The sequence below is a fragment of the Methylomarinum sp. Ch1-1 genome, assembly GCF_030717995.2.
Lineage (GTDB): Bacteria > Pseudomonadota > Gammaproteobacteria > Methylococcales > Methylomonadaceae > Methylomarinum > Methylomarinum roseum.
On the sequence record NZ_CP157743.1, the window covers coordinates 3,577,540 to 3,596,914 of the forward strand.

Here is a 19,375-nt window from a genome sequence, read left to right on the forward strand (position 1 = left end):
TTTGACTGCGTTGGGTTCGTGCCGCAGCAACCCATCACGACATCCTGATCATTCTAGTCAAATTCATAAGCAAATTCCCCATTATCGACCTTGACATGAGTCCGAGATACAGTCTGCCCCTCCATCATTCGTTGCAGAAATTCTTCACTGATGCGCGGCAACACGGTATTGGTCAGAATCGCATCGATCATACGCCCGCCGCTTTCCACTTCGGTGCAACGTTCAGCGATCAGTTTGATTACGTCGTCATCGTAACTGAACGGAACCTTATGGCTTTCTTCGATGCGTTTTTCGATGCGTTTCAACTGCAGTTTCGCAATCGTCGCGATCATTTCATCGCTTAACGGATAATAAGGGATGACGACCAAACGTCCCAATAATGCCGGCGGAAATACTTTCAATAAAGGTTCCCGCAAGGCCTTGGAGATGCCTTCCGGATCCGGCATCAAATCCGGATCTTTGCAGAGATTGGCGATCAAGTCGGTACCGGCGTTGGTCGTCAACAGAATCAGGGTATTCTTAAAGTCTATGATCCGTCCTTCGCCGTCTTCCATCCAGCCTTTGTCGAAGACCTGAAAGAAAATCTCATGCACATCGGGATGGGCTTTTTCCACTTCATCCAGCAACACGACACTATAAGGCCTGCGTCTGACCGCCTCGGTCAGGACTCCGCCCTCGCCGTAGCCGACGTAGCCCGGAGGCGCCCCTTTCAACGTCGAGACGGTATGAGCCTCCTGATATTCACTCATGTTGATCGTGATCACGTTCTGTTCGCCGCCGTATAAGGCTTCGGCGAGCGCCAGCGCGGTTTCGGTCTTGCCGACCCCGGACGTGCCGGCCAGCATGAACACGCCGATCGGCTTGTTGGGGTTATCCAACCCGGCCCTGGATGTCTGTATCCGCCGTGCAATCATATCCAGCGCATGACGTTGACCGATGATGCGTTTCTCCAGGGTATCTGCCAAATGCAGGACCGTTTCGATTTCGTTTTTGACCATTTTGCCGACCGGGATACCGGTCCAGTCGCCGACCACCGAAGCGACGGCCTGTGCATCGACACTGGGCAGTATCAGAGGGTCCTCGCCCTGCAACTGATGCAACTGGCCCTGCAAATCCTGTAACTCGCTCAACATTTGTTGACTGGATTCGGTCGAGACCGTCGCTTCGGTTCCACCTTGTTCTGCGGTTTGATCGACGGCTTTCTCCAGATCGCTGTCGGAACTTTCCACCTTGCCGGTGGCCTCTCGTAACTGTTTGCGCAAATCGAGAATTTTCTGCACCAGTTCGCGTTCATCGTTCCAGCGCTTGTCCAATACTTGCAGTCTTTGTTTTTCCTGCTCCATCTTTTCCAGCGCCAGCTGTTCGCGTTGACCGATTTCGACACCGACCGTTTTTTCCCTGTCGATGATGCGTAATTCCGTCTCCAACGCGGCAATGCGTTTACGGCTGTCATCGACTTCGGCCGGCACCGCGAACTGACTGATGGCGACGCGGGCGCTGGCGGTATCCAGCAGGCTGACCGATTTGTCCGGCAATTGTCGGGCCGGAATGTAACGATGCGATAATTTGACCGCGGCTTCCAAAGCCTCGTCGAGCACCTGCACCTTATGGTGATTCTCCATCATCGTCGCGACACCGCGCATCATCAGGATGGCTTTCTCCTCATTCGGCTCATCGATTTGCACCACTTGAAAACGGCGGGTCAAGGCCGGATCTTTTTCGATGTGTTTCTTGTATTCCGCCCAGGTGGTCGCGGCGACCGTACGCAACGTACCACGCGCCAAAGCCGGCTTCAACAAGTTGGCCGCGTCTCCGGTGCCGGCCGCCCCGCCGGCGCCGACGAGCGTATGCGCTTCGTCGATGAAAAGGATGATGGCTTTTTCCGAGGACTGAACCTCTTCGATCACCTGACGCAGGCGATTCTCGAATTCCCCTTTCATACTGGCGCCAGCCTGCAACAAACCGACATCTAGCGTCCGCAGCGTCACGTCTTGCAGCGGCGGCGGCACATCGCCGGCGACAATCTTTTGTGCGAAGCCTTCGACGACAGCCGTTTTACCGACACCGGCCTCACCGGTCAGCATTGGGTTGTTTTGCCGTCTGCGCATCAGAATATCGATTACTTGCCTGATCTCTTCATCCCGGCCGACAATCGGGTCCATGGTTCCGGAACGCGCCTGTTCGGTCAGATCGACGGTGAATTGCTGTAGCGCTTCCTGTTTGCCCATCTGCGCCGGCGCCATGGCGCCGCTGGCTTCGCCGGGCACGGCGCCCCCGCCGACATGAGAGCCATCGGAGGCGGACAAGCCATCTTCCGGAGAACCGCTGACGATGTCATAAAAGCCATCGGTCAAACTATCGAGTTTGATTTTGTCGAATTCCTTGGAAATGCTCAGCAAGGCGTGATTAAGTCCCTTGGTCTTCAATATGCCAACCACCAGGAAACCGGAACGAACCTGGGACTCGCCAAACATCAGGGTGCCGAATACCCATCCGCGTTCCACGGCCTCCTCGACATGTGAGGATAGATCGGAAATCGACGTCGACCCTCTCGGCAGGCTGTCCAAGGCATCGGTAAAGTCCTTGGCGACCCGGGCCGGCTCAAGATTGAAGTGGCGGATGATCTTATGCAGATCGGAGTCCTGCAACTGTAAAATCTGATGCAGCCAATGAGCCAACTCCACATAGGGATTGCCGCGCATTTTACAAAAAACGGTGGCGCCCTCAATGGCTTTGTAACACACATTATTCAGCTTACCGAACAATGCGACACGGCTAATTTCGCTCATACTTCACTCCCAGCTTGATGGTTATTCAATTGTTATTATCCGGCGTTAGACTGTTTTTCAAGAATTCAAGTAATTATTCAGCGTATTTTTATCAGAGGGAGTAGGCTATTGATTTATCGGGCTGTCTGCAACAGGACGTTGCAGCCAGAGCTTACATGGATGTATTCACGCGTCCCGAGAAATCAATGGTCTACTCCCTAAACCCTGAAAGATACTGAATAGTTACAAATTCAACTGCATGGCTATACCTTCGAGCGATTCCCATATTTGGATAACAAAGAGGGCTTGAGGTGTGTTTGGCAAGGATGTCGGCGACAGGGAGTCCGCCGCCAGGCCCCCACCCAGCACCTAAATTCCATGGCTACTGGACTATATTTTACATTCCAGGATAATTTAGGTGCTGGGTGAACGGCGCTCCTCGACAGACACACCCCATGCCCTTTTTGAACGCCAAAGTGGGAATTGCTGGGATACCTTCACGCTGTGCATCGCTCAGATCTGTAAAGGATTCAGCAGCAAATCATCGGCATCGTTGTCGGCCGAACGCAGCCCCAACCAGCTGTTCCAGCCCAGACGCGAATCGCCGTCCAAACGGCTCATCGGCACCTGATCCTTTTTTAATACCAGATTGACATCCCAGCTAAATTCAAAGCCGGTGTAATTCTGTACGATCGCGATCAAGGTCGCCAAACGCTGTCCGGCCGGCAACAAACTGTTATATTCATCCAACGTCAAGGGTCCGAACACAATGCGAAACTTATGCTGACACCCCCAGACCTTGCTGCCCAACACGACCGAGACGCCTAACTGACCGGTGTTGATCGAATCGCCCAGACGGGTTTGTTCATTTTGTTCGATACCCAGCCATTCGCCGATAAAATCTTCGAGCTGAACCGGCAATTTAAAAAAATCGGTCAGGATGGCGATCAATCCGTCGGCATTCTTGGCCTGCGCAGACAAGAAGCCGGCGTAATGGAATTTGGCCAGATCCGGCATCGCATCGCGTTGCCGACAGGCGGCATCACCGATTCCCGTCAATGCGCCCAGATAATGACCGAAACGGTTTCGATTCGGTCTGTCGAAGCTATATGCCGGCTCGGTATTGGCCTTGGCCCGGTAAAACAGGCTGATCATCCGGTGGTGGAAAATATCGGCGAATCTAGCCAGGGTATGGTCATGATAATTGTGTTGGCGGATCCTGACATATTCGGTAATGTGCAACGGCATCGGCCCATTCGGCCCAAACAAACCGAAAAAAAGCTGATTCAGGCGCGCAGGCCTGCCGTCATTGCCGGGAACGAATCGGCTCAGGGTCGAAGCTTCAAAAGCCAGCGACACCTCCTGGCCAAACCTGACCGGATCATCGCCCGGCCTTTTCGACTGCCCTATCAACGGTTTTTCCGGATAGGCGCACTCGATCAGACGCAGCGCATGAAAGAAGCCATATTGATAGGTCTGTTGATGCAGAATCCGCATTAAATGATCTTTCGTTGCCCTGTTCTCGCCGGCCATCTGATGATTTCCTCGCGATCGGTCGAGCGGATCACGGTTTCTGTAAATGAGTTAATGGAAACATAACGCGCTAAAAACTGCTCCAATACCGCGCCCAATAAAAAAACGCCGCTGCCTTCGAAAGCCGCCTCTTCGAAATTCAACGAAATTTCCATGCCGCGCGCGAAAACGATCGGCCCTCGGCTGTTAACCCGGCGAACGATATTATCCGCTTTAACCGATAACAAGCCCTCTATTTGCCTGCTAACCGATGCATCGCCATAGTCTCCGTAGAGCTTTAACAAATGACGAAGCGCGACCGCCCCTTCTTTTTCGCTGTGGTCGATCAAGCTCAGATAGTTCAGCGTCAGATGATTGATTAAACTCCAGGCGGTATTGTCATAGGCATTCGAGGGTCGGGGCTTGGTCGGCCCAGCCAGACAGCGTATGCTCGCAATCGGCGCGCCTTTTTGCATCGTGAAGTCGGTTTTTGCAGCGCCCAGCGGCATCAACAACGGCAAATCACGATTACTGCACAGGGTCTTGATCGATAACTGCCGGAGTTCACTACTATAAGGCGGCGCCTCGGCATCGACCAAGGTGATGAACACCTCATTACCGATATAACTCGAACGCGGCCCGTGCCGTCTCTGTTTGGATGAAACGACACGCTGCGCACGGTGCAATGAATAATAAGCCGGTTGCCGTTGATGGTTGCGCTCGTCGCTATATTGATAAAAAGGTTGAAAATCGACGGTCTCTTCGCCATTGCCGCTACCGACGACCTGTCTGACCTGGCAAACCTCAAAATCCATCGGTCTCGAGCGGTCGGGAACAACATGGTATTCCGAGAGCTTTTGATTGATATGAATCGGATCCACCTGCTTGGGAAACAAATTGATCGCCGGACTGCAGAATAAGGCAAATTGCGATGCGTCGACCGAATTGATCAATTTAGAATGGCTGCGTTTAAGCAGCACGATCAAATCCATTTCCTGGCTGTCGCATTGTCGTACCGCCTGTTTGAATCCGCCCAGTTCGACAAACATGAATCGCTCAGGCAAGGCAAAATATTCCTGCAGCAAGCGATAACCCTGAAAAGAGCGCGGCGAATATTTCAGCAAGGCTTCATCGTCACCGAACCCTAACCGCCGTACCGGCTGTTCTTTGACGAGATGCCGCCAGCGGTCCGACGTTTTTTCCACCGGCTGCATGCAGACGGCGAAGGCATCGCTCAATAATTGTTCGTATAGCTGCATCGGCAATTCGCCGTGACCGCGCAAATAAACCGGCAGGCTTTCCAATTTAATTTGATTGAATTTCAACCCCGCCGTGGTTCTAAGCCGGAGACGAATCCCCGCCTTCAGACCGTTCAGGCTCGGCGCCCCCAGATTGGCGACCGCGCCGACACTGGGCAGATATTCGGCCTCGCTGATTTCCAGCGGCCATAACGTCACATCATGTGCGCTGCGGTATTCGCAGGCGGTCTGTTCGCCTTTGCCGATTTGACTGCGTAGCGCGGTATCTCTGGGAATAACGAAGCCCTCATTCAACGAACCTTCACTCAAATCGGGCTGAAACTGAACCACGGTCATCGAAGGGGTCGGTTCCAGATAATTAGGATAGACCATTTCCAGCAGATGCTGAGTGAAACGCGGAAATTCACTATCGACCTTAAGTTGAACCCTGGCCGCCATAAAGGCGAAGCCTTCCAGCAACCTTTCGACATAGGGATCGGCGCATTCGAAGCCGTCCATACCCAAACGCGCGGCGATTTTCGGGAATTCCGCGGCAAATTCTCCGCCCATCTCACGCAGATGGTGCAATTCCGAGTTGTAGTATTTAAGCAAACGTGGGTCCATGCCTAACCGTCCAAATCACGCAAATCGACGTCTCCGGTCACCTTATTGATTTCCGTGCGCAAATAGAGATGCAAGGGCAGCGGTTGCGCCCATAGACTGGCTTCAATATCGAAAACAATGGCCATTTGGCTCATTTTATCGTCCGATGAAGTCATATGAATATTCAAGGTATGGGGCAATATCCTCGGCTCATATTGCTGTATAGCCTGTTTCACATTTCGTTCGATCTCGGCCAAATTGCTGCCCGATAATAACCGACCCGACAAGTCTTTAATGCCGTAATTGACGACGGAACGCGCGACTTCCGGGTATTGATCCAGATTCTCCACGGTATCCAGCGAACTGGCGTTCATCAGCCAGGAAATATCGCGCAGCACCGATTGCCGCAATTTATGCATCGATAAGACTCTTTTGTCTCGTGACTCCTGCTTCTTCCCCGGCTCGTCATCGGTCAGCCGGTCCAATAATGAAGGCTGCAGTCTCTCTTTCGGCGTCAGCTCGGCCATAACAATTATTCGCCTTCGCCGGCAAACTGAATCTGACGAATATCCAACAAAGAATAGTCATTCTGATCGGTGATTAACATCCTTTGCCCTAGCCCATAATAGGTATCGTCGAAAACCTGTCGCCATTCGGTTTTACGAGCGAGCTGAATAGCGCCATCGCTACTGTCCTCAGATCCGGAATAGCGGCTCGGAATGAAGCCCATCGCCTCGCCGCCATTAACCCAGATGAATTCAGCCGGAGCCCAAGCGAAATCGCGTAAATCGGCCGGCGCCATCAGGTTAATCTGTTTCAGACGCTGAAATGGAACCCAATAATACTGACCATTGACAATGACCTCGAGCATTGGCCCGATGCGGTTATCGGCATCGGCAATCCAAGCAAATGGCTGTTCATCGATCCGGCCGCCGCTGGTCGGGGCCTGTTCCAAGGCATCGACTCTCAATTTAGCGGCTTCCGCATGCTTGCCATCTGCATCCAGATACAAGGCTTCCAGCAGCAAGGCGATCCAAGGATCGGGTTCTCCGAAAATCAAAGGCGCTCTTTTGCCGGCAAACACATCCTTACGAATGCCTTCGCATAACAATACTTGCTGATAGGTCTGCACCATGAAGCGGGCGGAATCATCCAAGTCTTTCAGTACGTCCAGTTGCGTTCTGGCTTTATCCCATTGCCCCAGCAACACCTGAATTTGAAACAGCAAAATACGATGCTTGGCTTCGGCCGGGTTGCTGCGAATTTGCTGCTGAACTTCCTTGAGCGCCGCTTGCAGATCGCCTTCCGTTAATAATTGCGTTATGTCCATCATTGCCCCTTTTGGCAAACAAAAAAACGGAGAACAACATGGGATTGTTCTCCGTGACTTTGTTGTTTATATGGCTTCGTTTTTCATCAAATCCCAACCTTTTTGTTCGCCTTTACTGACCGTCCCGCCTTCGGTAAAGGCGTTATACTTGGTTTGGAAACCGTTAAAGTTGATGGAAATCGATTCTGACGGCCGCTCACCACCGCTGGATACGCTATAGCTGCTGATAATCGCATCATGCAGCACATATTCCAGATATTCTTGACCCTTGGCGTCTGCGCCGCCGGTTTGGATAAAATGAATCGTGGCCTTACCCAGCGATTTGCCGCAAGTCGCCTGCATCATCAATTCCGTAGATGCCTTATCCATGGACTTGGTTAACGTGACCTCGGAAAATGAAGGGTTGCTGGTTTCCCGGTCTTGACCGCCGCCGCTCGCAGTGATCGCTCGACCCACGCCAAATTGAAACGAATCAATCGTAATCCAGTCCGCGTGGTCTGCAACAGTGCTGTCGCCTTTAATTGCTGTCTCGAAATTTAACAAGATCATGGTATTTCCTCCAAAAATTTAAATACAAAACCAAGAAACAATCGCTCTACAACGATATTTCCAAAAACTAGCCTTTTTGCGAAGGCAACTTAGACGTTAAACGCAACGATACCGTCAAGCCTTCCAATTGATAATGAGGCCGCAGAAAGAACTTAGACTGATAATAACCGGGATTACCCTCGACTTCTTCGACGACGACTTCGGCGCCGGCCAACGGACGGCGCGCCTTATCCTTTTCCGACGCTACGGCCGGATTGCTTAATACATAATTGCTAATCCAGCTATTCAACCAAGATTCCATATCCTGACGTTCCTTAAAGGAACCGATCTTGTCGCGCACGATACATTTCAGATAATGGGCAAAGCGACAGGTCGCGAACAAATAAGGCAGTCTCGCCCCAAGATTGGCGTTCGCCGTCGCATCGGGATCATCATACTCGGCTGGTTTGTGCAACGACTGCGCGCCAATGAATGCGGCGAAATCGGAGTTCTTCTTATGAATCAAGGGCATGAAACCCGATTTAGCCAGTTCCGCTTCTCTGCGGTCGCTAATCGCGATTTCAGTCGGACATTTCATATCCACGCCGCCATCGTCGGTCGGAAAGGTGTGGACCGGCAAGCCTTCCACCGCGCCGCCGGATTCGATACCGCGGATTTGCGAACACCAGCCATATAGCTTGAATGAGCGATTGATGTTAGTCGCCATTGCATAAGCGGCATTGGACCAGGTGTATTTGCTGCTGTCCGCGGCCGCGGTATCCTCTTCGAAGTCGAATTCATCGACCGGATCAGTTCCGGCGCCATAAGGCAAACGCGACAGAAAACGCGGCATCGCCAAACCCAGATATTTAGCATCTTCCGATTCACGCAGTGAACGCCAAGACGCGTATTCAGGCGTGGAGAAGATTTTGGTTAGATCGCGTGGATTGGCCAATTCGCCCCAGGAATCCATCTGCAGGGTCGTCGGCGCGACGCCGGTAATGAATGGCGAATGCGAGGCGGCGGAGATTTGCGCTATTTGGCTTAACATCTCGACATCCTTAGGCGAATGGTCGAAATAATAATCGCCAACCAGACAACCGAAAGGTTCGCCACCGAATTGACCGTATTCCTCTTCGTAGAGCTTTTTGAACAAAGGACTTTGATCCCAGGCGGTGCCTTTGAATTTTTTCAGCGTCTTGCCGAGTTCCTTTTTAGAGATATTCATCACCCTGATTTTCAGCATCTCATCGGTTTCGGTATTGTTCACCAGATAATGCAGTCCCCGCCAGGCGCTTTCCAACTGCTGAAAATCTTCATGATGAATAATCAGATTGACTTGTTCGGTCAATTTTTTATCGATCTGAGCGATGACGGCCTGAATCGAATTCAGCGCGTCTTCGGAAACGATCGAGGTATCCTTCAAGACATATTCGGCCAAGGTCTGCACCGCATTTTCAACCTCCTCCTTGGCGCGTTCAGACTTGGGTTTGAATTCCTTTTGCAGCAATGCGGAGAAATCACCGGCTTCGCCAACTTGAGCTTCCGCCTGGGCTTCTTCTTTTTCTAACTCAGCCATGGTTTATTCCTCTCCTTCTTTCTTTTCTGATGCTTGTGAGTCGTCCGGTTTAGGCGCCGCGACCAAAGATTGTAACAAAGCAGGATCGCTGATGGCCTTGGCAATCAGATCCTCGGCGCCGGTCTTGCCGTCCATATAGGTCATTAAATTGGCTAATTGCGTCCTGGCCTCCAGTAATTGCTTCAGCCCATCAACCTTGCTGGCTACTGCGGCCGGAGAAAAATCATCGATGCTGTCGAAGGTAATGTCGACACTGAGATTACCTTCGCCGGTCAGCGTGTTGGGCACGTTGAAGGCTGCTCTCGGCTTCATCGCCTTCAAACGCTCATCGAAATTATCGACATCGATTTCCAACATCTTACGATCGGCGACAGGCGCTAGCGGATCGACCGGCTTGCCGGATAAGTCTGCCATCACCCCCATCACGAAAGGCAACTGAACTTTTTTTTCCGCGCCGTAAAGCTCGACGTCATATTCGATTTGAACTCTGGGCGCACGATTGCGCGCAATAAACTTTTGACTACTTTCAGCCATGATAGACTCCTGGGATAGTGGGTATTACTGGAACAATAGTGATAACTTCATATTTGACAATCAGCATTGCGACAAACGATTATTCTGGGGATGATTCGTGATCCGCTGCTCCGCTTAAGAACTCAACCTGCTCGACGCCATTCGGCGCCATGTCCTTCATGATTTCCATAAAATCCTTGCCGACTAAACGAAGTACGCGATGCAGTAGAATAGGCACCGGACTGGAAGGCTCGTGCTTTTTATAATAGTCGCAAATCAAATTCAGCGCCTTGCGAACATCTTCACTGTTATTGATCGTGCTGACGGCAGTCTGGGGCGCAGCGCGACTTGGCGTCGCAGCGGTTTCGCCTTGCGCCGTTTCCGCTGACGCCGTTTCAGCCTCGGGGGCATCATCGGCTTGCAGAGCGCGTCTATCGATCCATGCGGATAAAATGACGTCGATTTCTTTCAATAGCTTCCTGAGATCGGCAAAACTGGGAGCATCACCGACGCCCACCTGTTCGGTGACAAAATTCTCCAGATCGTTTAGATACTGCTGGCTGTCGGCGATTGCCCGGGCAGTCTTGACTAATTGTTCACCATCGCAGTCCTGAAACGCACCATCGATATCCGACGACTGCGGAGCCTCGCCTTCCGACGCCGTCGCCTGACCTTCGGCGACATGAATATCCATTAGGGTGAATTTACCGAACGCGCGTGATTCCACCAACGGTATATGCTGTATAGGCCTGAGCAGCGTCTCGAAATCACATAATGACATCAAGATGTTGATCCTCTCGGTCGGATCGTTATCATCGTCCGGATCCAACTGCGGATGAATATCCTGCCAAAACGATTCGGTCAACTTCTTCAGCAATTCCAGTCCTTGGGCAAAACCTGCAAATCCCTCCAATGCAGCCAACGCGCGTAGATAAAAAATCAACACGCGAAAATCTCGGGTGCGCGCCAGCAATTGCTCCGCCGCTTTCCTAACTTCCTTCCAATTGGGCGGCTCCGCTTCCTGTATCGTGTCGCCGATCTGTTGCTCAGGCTTGCCTTTAATCGCTTGTTCTAGGGCAATGAAATCAGGATCGTACTCCAAATCTTCACCACAAGACTGTTCGGCATCAATTTCATTTAAATAGTCCTCTATTTCGACACTCACCTAAATAACTCCTATTGATCAAACTGAGTAACTATTCAGTATAGTTTTTTTCAGAGGGAGTAGGTTATTGATTTATCGGGCTGTCTGCAACAGGATGTTGCAGTCAGAGCTTACACGGATGTATTCACGCGTCCCGAGAAATCAATGACCTGCTCCCTAAAGACTGCAAGACCCTAAATAGATAGAAAAAGAAACGGCGAATAAATCCTGCTAAGATCGCTCTACGTCGAGAAAAAAATGCGCCGTTCTTTGTCTGACGAGACTCATTGTAACCAGCGTTTCATTCACAACGGTTGTCGACATCTAGCTTTCGAGTATAGCGCTAAAGCTGAAATAAACACGAATCCTTTCCACTGACTTCGACGACGATGATACTGATATTGTCCCTGGCTTGCCTGGCCAATACTTCCCCCATCAATGCCTCGGCATCATCCTCATTATCCTGATTCAATATACGCTCTATTTCAACCGGACTTAACTCCTTATCCACGCCATCACTGCAGAGCAAATATTTATCACCGGGACGAGAACTGAGGTATTCGCAGTCCAATTCCAGCTCATCGAAGGCGCCGACCGCCCGCGTGATGACATTGTTGCTTTTCAGCGATTGCATGTCGCCAGCGGATAACGCCGCCAACGGCGTCGCATCTTCGCTATGATCAACCGTCAGCTGCTGCAAATGCCGCTCGCGTAAGCGATAAAGACGACTGTCTCCGGCCCAAATGCATGCCAAACGGTCTCCGCCGGCAATCAGTGCGACGACGGTGCTGCCGATGATCTGATCGCCATAGCGCGACTGCGCCAATTGACGCAATCGCGCATTGACCTGGCGTAAACACGCCATGGTCCGCTCAACCGATTGTTCTAAATCGTATCCCGGCTGCTCTTCGGCCATCGCTTCAACGATCATGTGGCTGGCCACTTCGCCGGCCTGATGCCCTCCCATGCCGTCTGCAACCACCCACAGTCCCTTGTCGGGCCGATCGAGCAAGGCGTCCTCATTCAATTTCCTGCGTTTACCACGATTAATCGCCGATTGCGAGCGCCATACCAAGGTTTTTTGCTCGCCCAGAGGCTCGGTCAATAACACATCATCAGCCGGAGAAGCTTCCATCATTGGTCGTGATTCAGCTTGAACGGCAATCAGTTTTTTTTGCAAATTCCAGCCCCGATTTGACATGTGACCGGATAACAGGCCAGCATAAGCATGAACCGGCGGCAAACCTTCGCACATCAGCATCCCGGCCTTGATCGTTTCGGAGCCCCGAGTATGCCATAAGCTATAGCCTAAAAGACAATGATTGATCAAGCAATTATTCAATCCCGCAAGATTGTCGTTCAATGACGGTTCGGCGCTCTGTGACTGGATAAAACAAGCCATTTTGCCGGTTGCCTGGCCGGCATGGTTATCATCCTCTAGCGAAATGACGCTTTTATCACGCCAGCAACGGCTGTCGACCCGGATCAAGCGCCGATCGATTTCATCGGCCGTCAGATCCTGCTCCAAGGCCGACAAGGCGATATTTTCAATTTCCACATACCAGGCCTCGGCCGCAGGCGTGAACAGCATCAAATCGGCGATGTCCTCAACGGCGACCGCAATCGTCAACGGAAAATAACGGCCGACTCTGTCCACGCTAGGCATCACCACCCCGGCCCAGGCCTGATTCCCGCAGATTCCTGGCGACAACAGAAAACGCCAGATCGGGCTGGTTAAATAACACTCCAACCACTGTTCGCCCAACGCCTCCTTACTGCAAGCCAGGGCGCTTTGCATCCAATGATCCCAACCGGCAATAAAATCATGCCCGATACGCCGCGAGACAAAATCACCCAACACCGGCAACTTGCCGTAAAAGCCCGGTGCTGATACGGATGACTCGGTTAAATTCTGTTCGGACATCGGAAACCGTTCAGCTCTTTCGCGACAAAGGGGTTGATGACGCTATTCGCCGTTAACTCATAGCGTGCGCTTAGCCCTTCCAAGGTGAAAGTAATATCGAATTTATTGCTGGCGATCTGGGAAATTTGCATCTTATCCAGCACCCTGAACCAGGCCCATGCGCCTTCTTCCGAGCGGCTCAACTGCCTGCCGTCCAAGGTTTCAAAGCCATATCTGACCAGACCGGGCTGACTGCCGGGCCATTGAAAAGGAACCGCCCGGGTCGGACCATGACGATAGGTGGCCTGTTGACCTTCCAAATTCAACCAGAACTTGGCCGCTTTGGCATCGAGATAAAGCGGTTTCAATTGAAAATGCACCCTAGGCAAGGCTCCACCTGACGAGAAAAAAATCTCTTTGATCTTGGCGGCATTCTGAAAGGTTCTGAGCGTCGATGCGGAAATGCCGATCGATTGATTATCCTGGGAAATCAATTTCCAGCGCCTGCCGCTGGTGTCGACAAACTGTTTCAGATGGGTATTGAAAAATTGGTCGATCAAGCCGTTCGGCGCAAAAAACTTACCGAAGTCCTGCAGGGTGATTTCGCTTTGACTGCTTTTAACGAGAGGGTAGCGCCCCTCCAGCCCGGCATTGCACAGGTCGCCCAATTCGCTTTGCAGAGCCTTGTTTAATTGCCCTTTTACGCCACCGAGAATCAATCCCCAATTCGCGGAAGCCAGGGTCTTGACCCAGCCTTTCATCGGTTCCGGCAAGCGGGAAGCCTGTAACTGCAGTTTGGCGATGATATCGTTGCCGCCACCGCCGCTACGTTGCATCGCCAGATTCATCGCGGCCTCGCCGGTATTCGATGTCGTACCCAAATCGGCCATGTAAGCATACAACTGTCCCAGATTGGCGATGATTTGATCGATGGGCGCGTCAGGTCCGCTTTGCCTGACCAAGCTCACCAGGGGTTGAAAATGACGCTCAACCTCCTTGCCGGAACGATCGACACTGTCGACCTCGACACCAGCCGATTTCGCCGCGCTCAATAATTTCTGCATCCTGTCGCCGCCGCCCGCTTCGACGCCTTGTTTCAATTTATCCACCGCGGCCAACGGCGCAGACGCGGAAACCCGGGTCAACGACGTTTGTTTATCCAGCGCCTGCAACAGTTTGCGCAGCGGCGAATCGAAGCTGGATACGGTTTCCAGGACCTCGACCGATTGATGGATATTGGCCGTTCTGCGAATTCTCAGACTGGCCAACATATCATCCCAACGCTTGATGAATTCGTTGTAATAATATTTGATCAGCTTGCCTTCCAATTGCTTGGAATCACCGACTCCGAGGACATTCTCATCACCGAGCACCCAGCGTTGCTCGACCGTCTGCTTGGCCAGATCCTTGCTTTCGTTCAGAAAGACCTGATGAAATCCCCGATAGGTGAAAAAACCGGGTATAAACACCTCGTCAAGACTGCCGCTGGTCGCCGAAAACACCCGACTACCGCTGATCCCCAGCGCCTCGCTGAGCCTGAAATCATCGTCATGATTGCGCAGCGCCTCTTCCTTGATGCGCATATAAATCTGTTGAGCCACCGGCACCCTAGTCAGAATTTTTCTGACCTCGCCGATCAACTGCCGGTCGACGTTTTGAGGCGGCAAAGGCCTAGCCAACAACGCATCCAAATGGGCCGATAAATGTTGCTCGGTCTCCTGCGGATATTGATTACTCCAGTCCACTCTAATCCATGGTCGTATGACGCTGATTTCGGCCTTATCGGTCGCGCCCAACATCAGGTAGACCCTTAGCAATTGATAAAGAATTTCGGGATTGCTAGATTCGGTGCCCAGTAACCGATGTTCGAGACGGGTCTTGATCATCGGCAAAAAACGCTGCTGCAACAGCTTGATATAAGCCGACTCCGCCACCGGCCTTAATTTCCCGCCCTGATACAAGCCCATGCGCATCGTCAGCGGTACATCGTCTTTCGGATAGGTGTCGCGCAGCGAGCGCAAGGCGTCCATTTTCGCCAACAGCGGTAGGAAGTCGGTAGCGTTGCCGTCCTGACTGAGCGCCGGCAAAGTCTGATAGTGTTGAGCCCGCTGGACGAATTGATCGATCCGGTCATCATTCTGAATAAAGCTGTGGGTCCACAATCCGCAAAACACCACCACCGTCGCGACCGCCGCCCCGTAAAACAGACGCTGTAATAAGGTCCGGCGCTGTTCCACTTTTTTGTTCAAACCGACCAGCTCGGATTCGGCGAAGATGACTTCCTTCAATAGGCGAGTCAAAAAATAACTCTTGCCCTTGCCGCTGAACACCGGCATCGAAGCGCGTTGCAGCTTGAAGGTATTGGCCAGCACCCCCATCAGGCGATCGATCGGCGTGCCTTCCTGTGTGCCGCTGGTCAGATAAACTCCGCGCAACAATGGCGGGGTCTGATAACGATTGGCGCCGAAGCAATCCTGCAAAAATGCGTTGAGCGGTTCTTTTAACAAGGCCATGCGCTGCGGGAAACCGAAAATTGATTGCCGCCGCCCCAGATCACGTTCTTCCTGCATGCGTTTGAGCAGGCCTTTATCCAGACGTGATAATAATTGCTGGTAGTCATCGCCGAAACGCTCGATAAAACTGTCATTTCCGCCTTCCCCGTATTCTGGAAAAGTGACGCCCCAGACCTGGGCACGCTCCTCTTTGCCCAGGTCGGCAAAATAATCCATGAAGCCGGCGACCAGATCGGCCTTGGTGAACATCATGTAAACCGGCACCCGGATACCCAGCTGTTCGTTTAATTCCTGGACTCGTTGTCTGATCGCGTGAGCATGAACGGCCCGTTCCTGTTCGGTAAATTTAAGCAGGTCCGATAAACTCATCGCCACCAGCACGCCGTTCAGAGGTCTTCTCGGCCGGTATTTTTTCAGCAATTGCAAAAAACCCGACCATGCCGCCTTGTCGGTAGCCTCGTGACTGTCTTGGGTGGTGTAACGGCCGGCGGTATCCAACATCACCGCCTGATCGGTAAACCACCAATCACAGTTGCGCGTGCCGCCGATACCTTGCACGGCATTTTTGCCGAAACGCCCCGCCAATGGAAATTCCAATCCCGAATTAACCAGCGCCGTGGTTTTACCGCAGCCTGGCGGCCCGATTATGATGTACCAGGGCAGCTCATATAAATAAAAATTACCGGCACTGGTTTTATGTTTGGCCGTTTTTAACGTTTGCAAGGCGTTGTCGAAATGGTTTTTCAGATCGCCGACTTCCTGATCCGCAATTGGAGCGCCTTGCAATTCGGTTTTTTCCGAGGTTTGACTCAATTCATCGGTCAATTGCGCATTGGTTTTACCGGCTTTAATCTGCAAACGCAGAATATTAAGCAGCCAGCCGATGAAAATAATCAATATCACTACCCAACGCGACAACTCGGATTCAAGCAATACTTTTCCGCCCACCGCAATCAACGGCGCCAAAAACCAGATCAATAGACACAGCGCGGTGATGCCCAAGAACTGTATCACCCACTTATTTTTACAGAAATTAATGACTTTCTTCACGATGGTCCCATTAAAAATTAATTTCTACGCGCCGATTCAGGGCTCTGTGCGCCGCAGTATCATTGGGGACCAGGCTCTGCGTATCGGCCCGCCCCTCGGCAATGACATGCTTTAACTGATGCTTTCTCAATACATCGGCGACGGCTTGAGCGCGGGCGCGTGATAAATCCCAATTCGACGGAAAACGCGCGGTGAAAATCGGCACATTGTCGGTATGCCCGACCACGGTAATCGGCGTCTTGACCACCTCCAAGGCCTGCGCGATTCTATTCAACAACGGCAGATGACGATCGCGAATGTTGTCGGAACCGGAGGCAAAGAAACTCTTGGCTAAAATCCGGATCATCGTTTGCCCGTCCTGATCTAGCACGGCAACCTTTTTCTGCTCTATTTCCGGCTGTAGAAACGACCTGATTTTCTCCAATACCGTCGGCTCGACCACCGCTACTTCAAGCGGTTTTTGCTCGACGACCATCGGTGCAGGCGCGGGCGCCTTGATGGCATCCTTGATCTGATAGAGCTGCCCCATCAGCGGCCCGGAAGTTTGATTAATCGAATAAAGAAAGCCTAAGAACAACAACATCAAAAAAGCCGCCGTCGCCAAACCGATCACCCATAAGGGGACGTATTTGGCCAAGACATTACGTTTATCGGTGATGCCGCGCCATTGCAAAGACAATTCTCTGTCAAAATCGCCCTTTTGCCGCTGTATCACCCGATAAAGATTTTCCCTGACTTCTTGCAATCGATCGGAACCGCGTTGCAGGACGCGGTATTTGCCCTCGAAGCCAAGACTCAAGCAATAATAAAACACCTCGAGCAAATCCAGATAGATGCCCGGCTGACCAATGACGTTGTCCAAGACCTGGAAAAATTTCTCCCCGCCCCAGGATTCCTTATGGAAAGTAATCAACATACCTTGCGTCGCCCAGATGCTATTGCCTCCCCAAGGCGTATTCAACACCACTTCATCGACCAACGAGCATAATAGGTAGCGTGCGGTTTGCACTTGCGCCGCGGCACAGCCCTTGCCTCTCGCCTGCTGATCGAAAGCCTTGATTTCATTGATCACGGCATTTCTCAGACCCCCGATGTCATGGTGGGAGGCGCTATTGCGCAACGGCATCACCAGCGCCAGAATCGGCAAGGCGCTGCCGAGCAATGGATTAGTATCCGACTGCAGCTGCAATTGCTGCTGCACGCCCCCTTCCGGCGGTGTCACCGGAGGCAACGATTCCGGCGGAGGTGTAGGGGAGGCTTGTGGTTTACGCTGACGACCCGGCGACGGTTTCAGAACCGTCTTGTCGTCATCCTCGAAATTCGCGAAAGGGTCATCTTGATTCACGATTCATCACCCATTTTTGATTGCCCAAAATTCGATTTCCAATCCCGGAAAATCTCCGCCAATATGAATCGCAAAACCGCCGGAATGACGCATTTGCTGCCAAAGCTCGCCCTGTTTATTCAATTCAAAATAGGAAAAGCCGGCATGATAAGGAATCTGTCTGGGCGCGACCGGCAACGAATGGACGGTAATGCCCGGCAACGCCGATCTGACCAGTTGTTGGATTTGTTCCACTGGGCCGATTTTGACCTGACCGGGGAAACGGCTGCGCAACTGTTCTGTCGAGACCTGGGCGTTTACCGCCAGCACAAAAAAAGCGTTGTCCAACAGATTATAGTCTGGGATTTTGGCGGCCCGAGTACCGTATTTCGGCGGCGTCAATGGAATCGGAATGGCGTTCTGCTCCAGCACCATGCTGAGACAATCCCTGATCTCTTCCATCACATAGGAAAAAGTTTTTTCCAAATCCTCATGTTGATAAGGCGGCAAGGCAACCGGACGTTTGTTAGCCTTGGCATATGTCGACAGTTCGCCGGCAAGTTGCACCGCGATGCGATAAAGCTGCTCGGGATGCAACGTGGCAATATGCTGTAGGTGCTGGAACAACGGTTCCGTTCGATTGACCACCTGCAGCAACAAAAAATCTGAAATTTCCGCCACACCGCCGCGTCCGGCCTCCGAGGCCCGGCCGCCTAGCGCCTCTCCGCGCGTATGCAATAAACCGGTAATCTCTTTGATAAAATCCTGCAGTCGCGGCAGCGCCTGGCAATTGATGGCCGGAGCGATGTAGTCATCATCGAGAATGATATTTTTATCGACCCGCGATTCGATCACCCTGGCGACGCCAATGCAGATATAGCCGGCCCGCTCCTGATGCTCCAATAACAAGCGACAATTCAACTTGCCGACGACGACGGTCGCGGTTTCATTGCTGTTGCTGTTATGATCCCTGACTTCGGTTTCATGGCCGTGATAGCGCGCCAAATTATTCGGCTTTTCCTGGCTATCTATCTCAACCGCCCCTTCCAAGCGCGCCGGAAAGGCCAGATAGACGATACTATTTTGCACATCGGTGGGAATTTCTATCGGCTCCGGCAAATTGTCATCGACCGGCAGATTAAAGGGCGTACCGTCGGGAAAAATGCCTTTGCACTCGGCCAGCGCCAACTTGCCCATCCCCAATTGGCGCTGATCTATTCTCAGCTTGCCGACCCCCCAGTCATAGCTTTGCAAGCCTTCACAACGCCCCCTCAGCAATGCCTCGATATAGCGGTCATGTTGTTGAAAATGCTGCGGCCGCAGAAACATTCCTTCCGACCAGACCACGCGGTTATTTTCAGACATATTGT

General features: G+C 52.1%; 13 protein-coding genes. All 13 read right to left on the reverse strand.

Translation table 11 applies throughout. From position 1 onward, the window contains the following. Positions 1 to 53: 53 nt before the first annotated feature. Positions 54 to 2,789 carry a type VI secretion system ATPase TssH gene (gene tssH / locus Q9L42_RS16365; protein WP_305907352.1) on the reverse strand — a complete coding sequence of 912 codons (2,736 nt, stop codon included), beginning with the start codon at positions 2,787 to 2,789 and terminating at the stop codon, positions 54 to 56. A gap of 492 nt (positions 2,790 to 3,281) precedes the next feature. After that, positions 3,282 to 4,265: a type VI secretion system baseplate subunit TssG gene (tssG, locus tag Q9L42_RS16370; RefSeq protein ID WP_349431422.1), complete on the reverse strand. Its 984-nt coding sequence runs from the start codon at positions 4,263 to 4,265 to the stop codon at positions 3,282 to 3,284. Beyond that, positions 4,265 to 6,142: a type VI secretion system baseplate subunit TssF gene (gene tssF, locus Q9L42_RS16375; RefSeq protein ID WP_305907349.1), complete on the reverse strand. Its 1,878-nt coding sequence runs from the start codon at positions 6,140 to 6,142 to the stop codon at positions 4,265 to 4,267. The genes tssG and tssF overlap by 1 nt, the downstream gene beginning before the upstream one ends. A gap of 2 nt (positions 6,143 to 6,144) precedes the next feature. Then, positions 6,145 to 6,648 carry a type VI secretion system baseplate subunit TssE gene (tssE, locus tag Q9L42_RS16380; protein ID WP_305907348.1) on the reverse strand — a complete coding sequence of 168 codons (504 nt, stop codon included), beginning with the start codon at positions 6,646 to 6,648 and terminating at the stop codon, positions 6,145 to 6,147. 5 nt (positions 6,649 to 6,653) lie between these two features. After that, positions 6,654 to 7,451, reverse strand: coding sequence for a type VI secretion system accessory protein TagJ (locus Q9L42_RS16385; protein ID WP_349431423.1), 798 nt, complete (start codon positions 7,449 to 7,451; stop codon positions 6,654 to 6,656). A gap of 66 nt (positions 7,452 to 7,517) precedes the next feature. Further along, positions 7,518 to 8,000: an Hcp family type VI secretion system effector gene (locus Q9L42_RS16390; RefSeq protein ID WP_305907346.1), complete on the reverse strand. Its 483-nt coding sequence runs from the start codon at positions 7,998 to 8,000 to the stop codon at positions 7,518 to 7,520. Between the two features lie 67 nt (positions 8,001 to 8,067). After that, positions 8,068 to 9,558 carry a type VI secretion system contractile sheath large subunit gene (gene tssC, locus Q9L42_RS16395; protein ID WP_305907345.1) on the reverse strand — a complete coding sequence of 497 codons (1,491 nt, stop codon included), beginning with the start codon at positions 9,556 to 9,558 and terminating at the stop codon, positions 8,068 to 8,070. 3 nt (positions 9,559 to 9,561) lie between these two features. Continuing rightward, positions 9,562 to 10,092: a type VI secretion system contractile sheath small subunit gene (tssB, locus tag Q9L42_RS16400; RefSeq protein WP_349431424.1), complete on the reverse strand. Its 531-nt coding sequence runs from the start codon at positions 10,090 to 10,092 to the stop codon at positions 9,562 to 9,564. 79 nt (positions 10,093 to 10,171) lie between these two features. Next, entirely contained in the window at positions 10,172 to 11,236 is a 1,065-nt protein-coding gene (gene tssA, locus Q9L42_RS16405; RefSeq protein WP_305907343.1) for a type VI secretion system protein TssA, read from the reverse strand. Between the two features lie 322 nt (positions 11,237 to 11,558). Continuing rightward, positions 11,559 to 13,139, reverse strand: coding sequence for a type VI secretion system-associated protein TagF (gene tagF / locus Q9L42_RS16410; RefSeq protein ID WP_349431425.1), 1,581 nt, complete (start codon positions 13,137 to 13,139; stop codon positions 11,559 to 11,561). After that, complete coding sequence (gene tssM, locus Q9L42_RS16415) at positions 13,121 to 16,681, reverse strand: type VI secretion system membrane subunit TssM (protein ID WP_349431426.1); 3,561 nt, start codon at positions 16,679 to 16,681, stop codon at positions 13,121 to 13,123. Before tssM ends, tagF begins: the two co-directional genes overlap by 19 nt. A 10-nt stretch (positions 16,682 to 16,691) precedes the next feature. Further along, positions 16,692 to 18,026, reverse strand: coding sequence for a type IVB secretion system protein IcmH/DotU (gene icmH / locus Q9L42_RS16420; protein WP_349431427.1), 1,335 nt, complete (start codon positions 18,024 to 18,026; stop codon positions 16,692 to 16,694). A 6-nt stretch (positions 18,027 to 18,032) separates the two neighbouring features. After that, positions 18,033 to 19,370, reverse strand: coding sequence for a type VI secretion system baseplate subunit TssK (gene tssK, locus Q9L42_RS16425; RefSeq protein WP_305907337.1), 1,338 nt, complete (start codon positions 19,368 to 19,370; stop codon positions 18,033 to 18,035). Between the last annotated feature and the right edge of the window lie 5 nt (positions 19,371 to 19,375).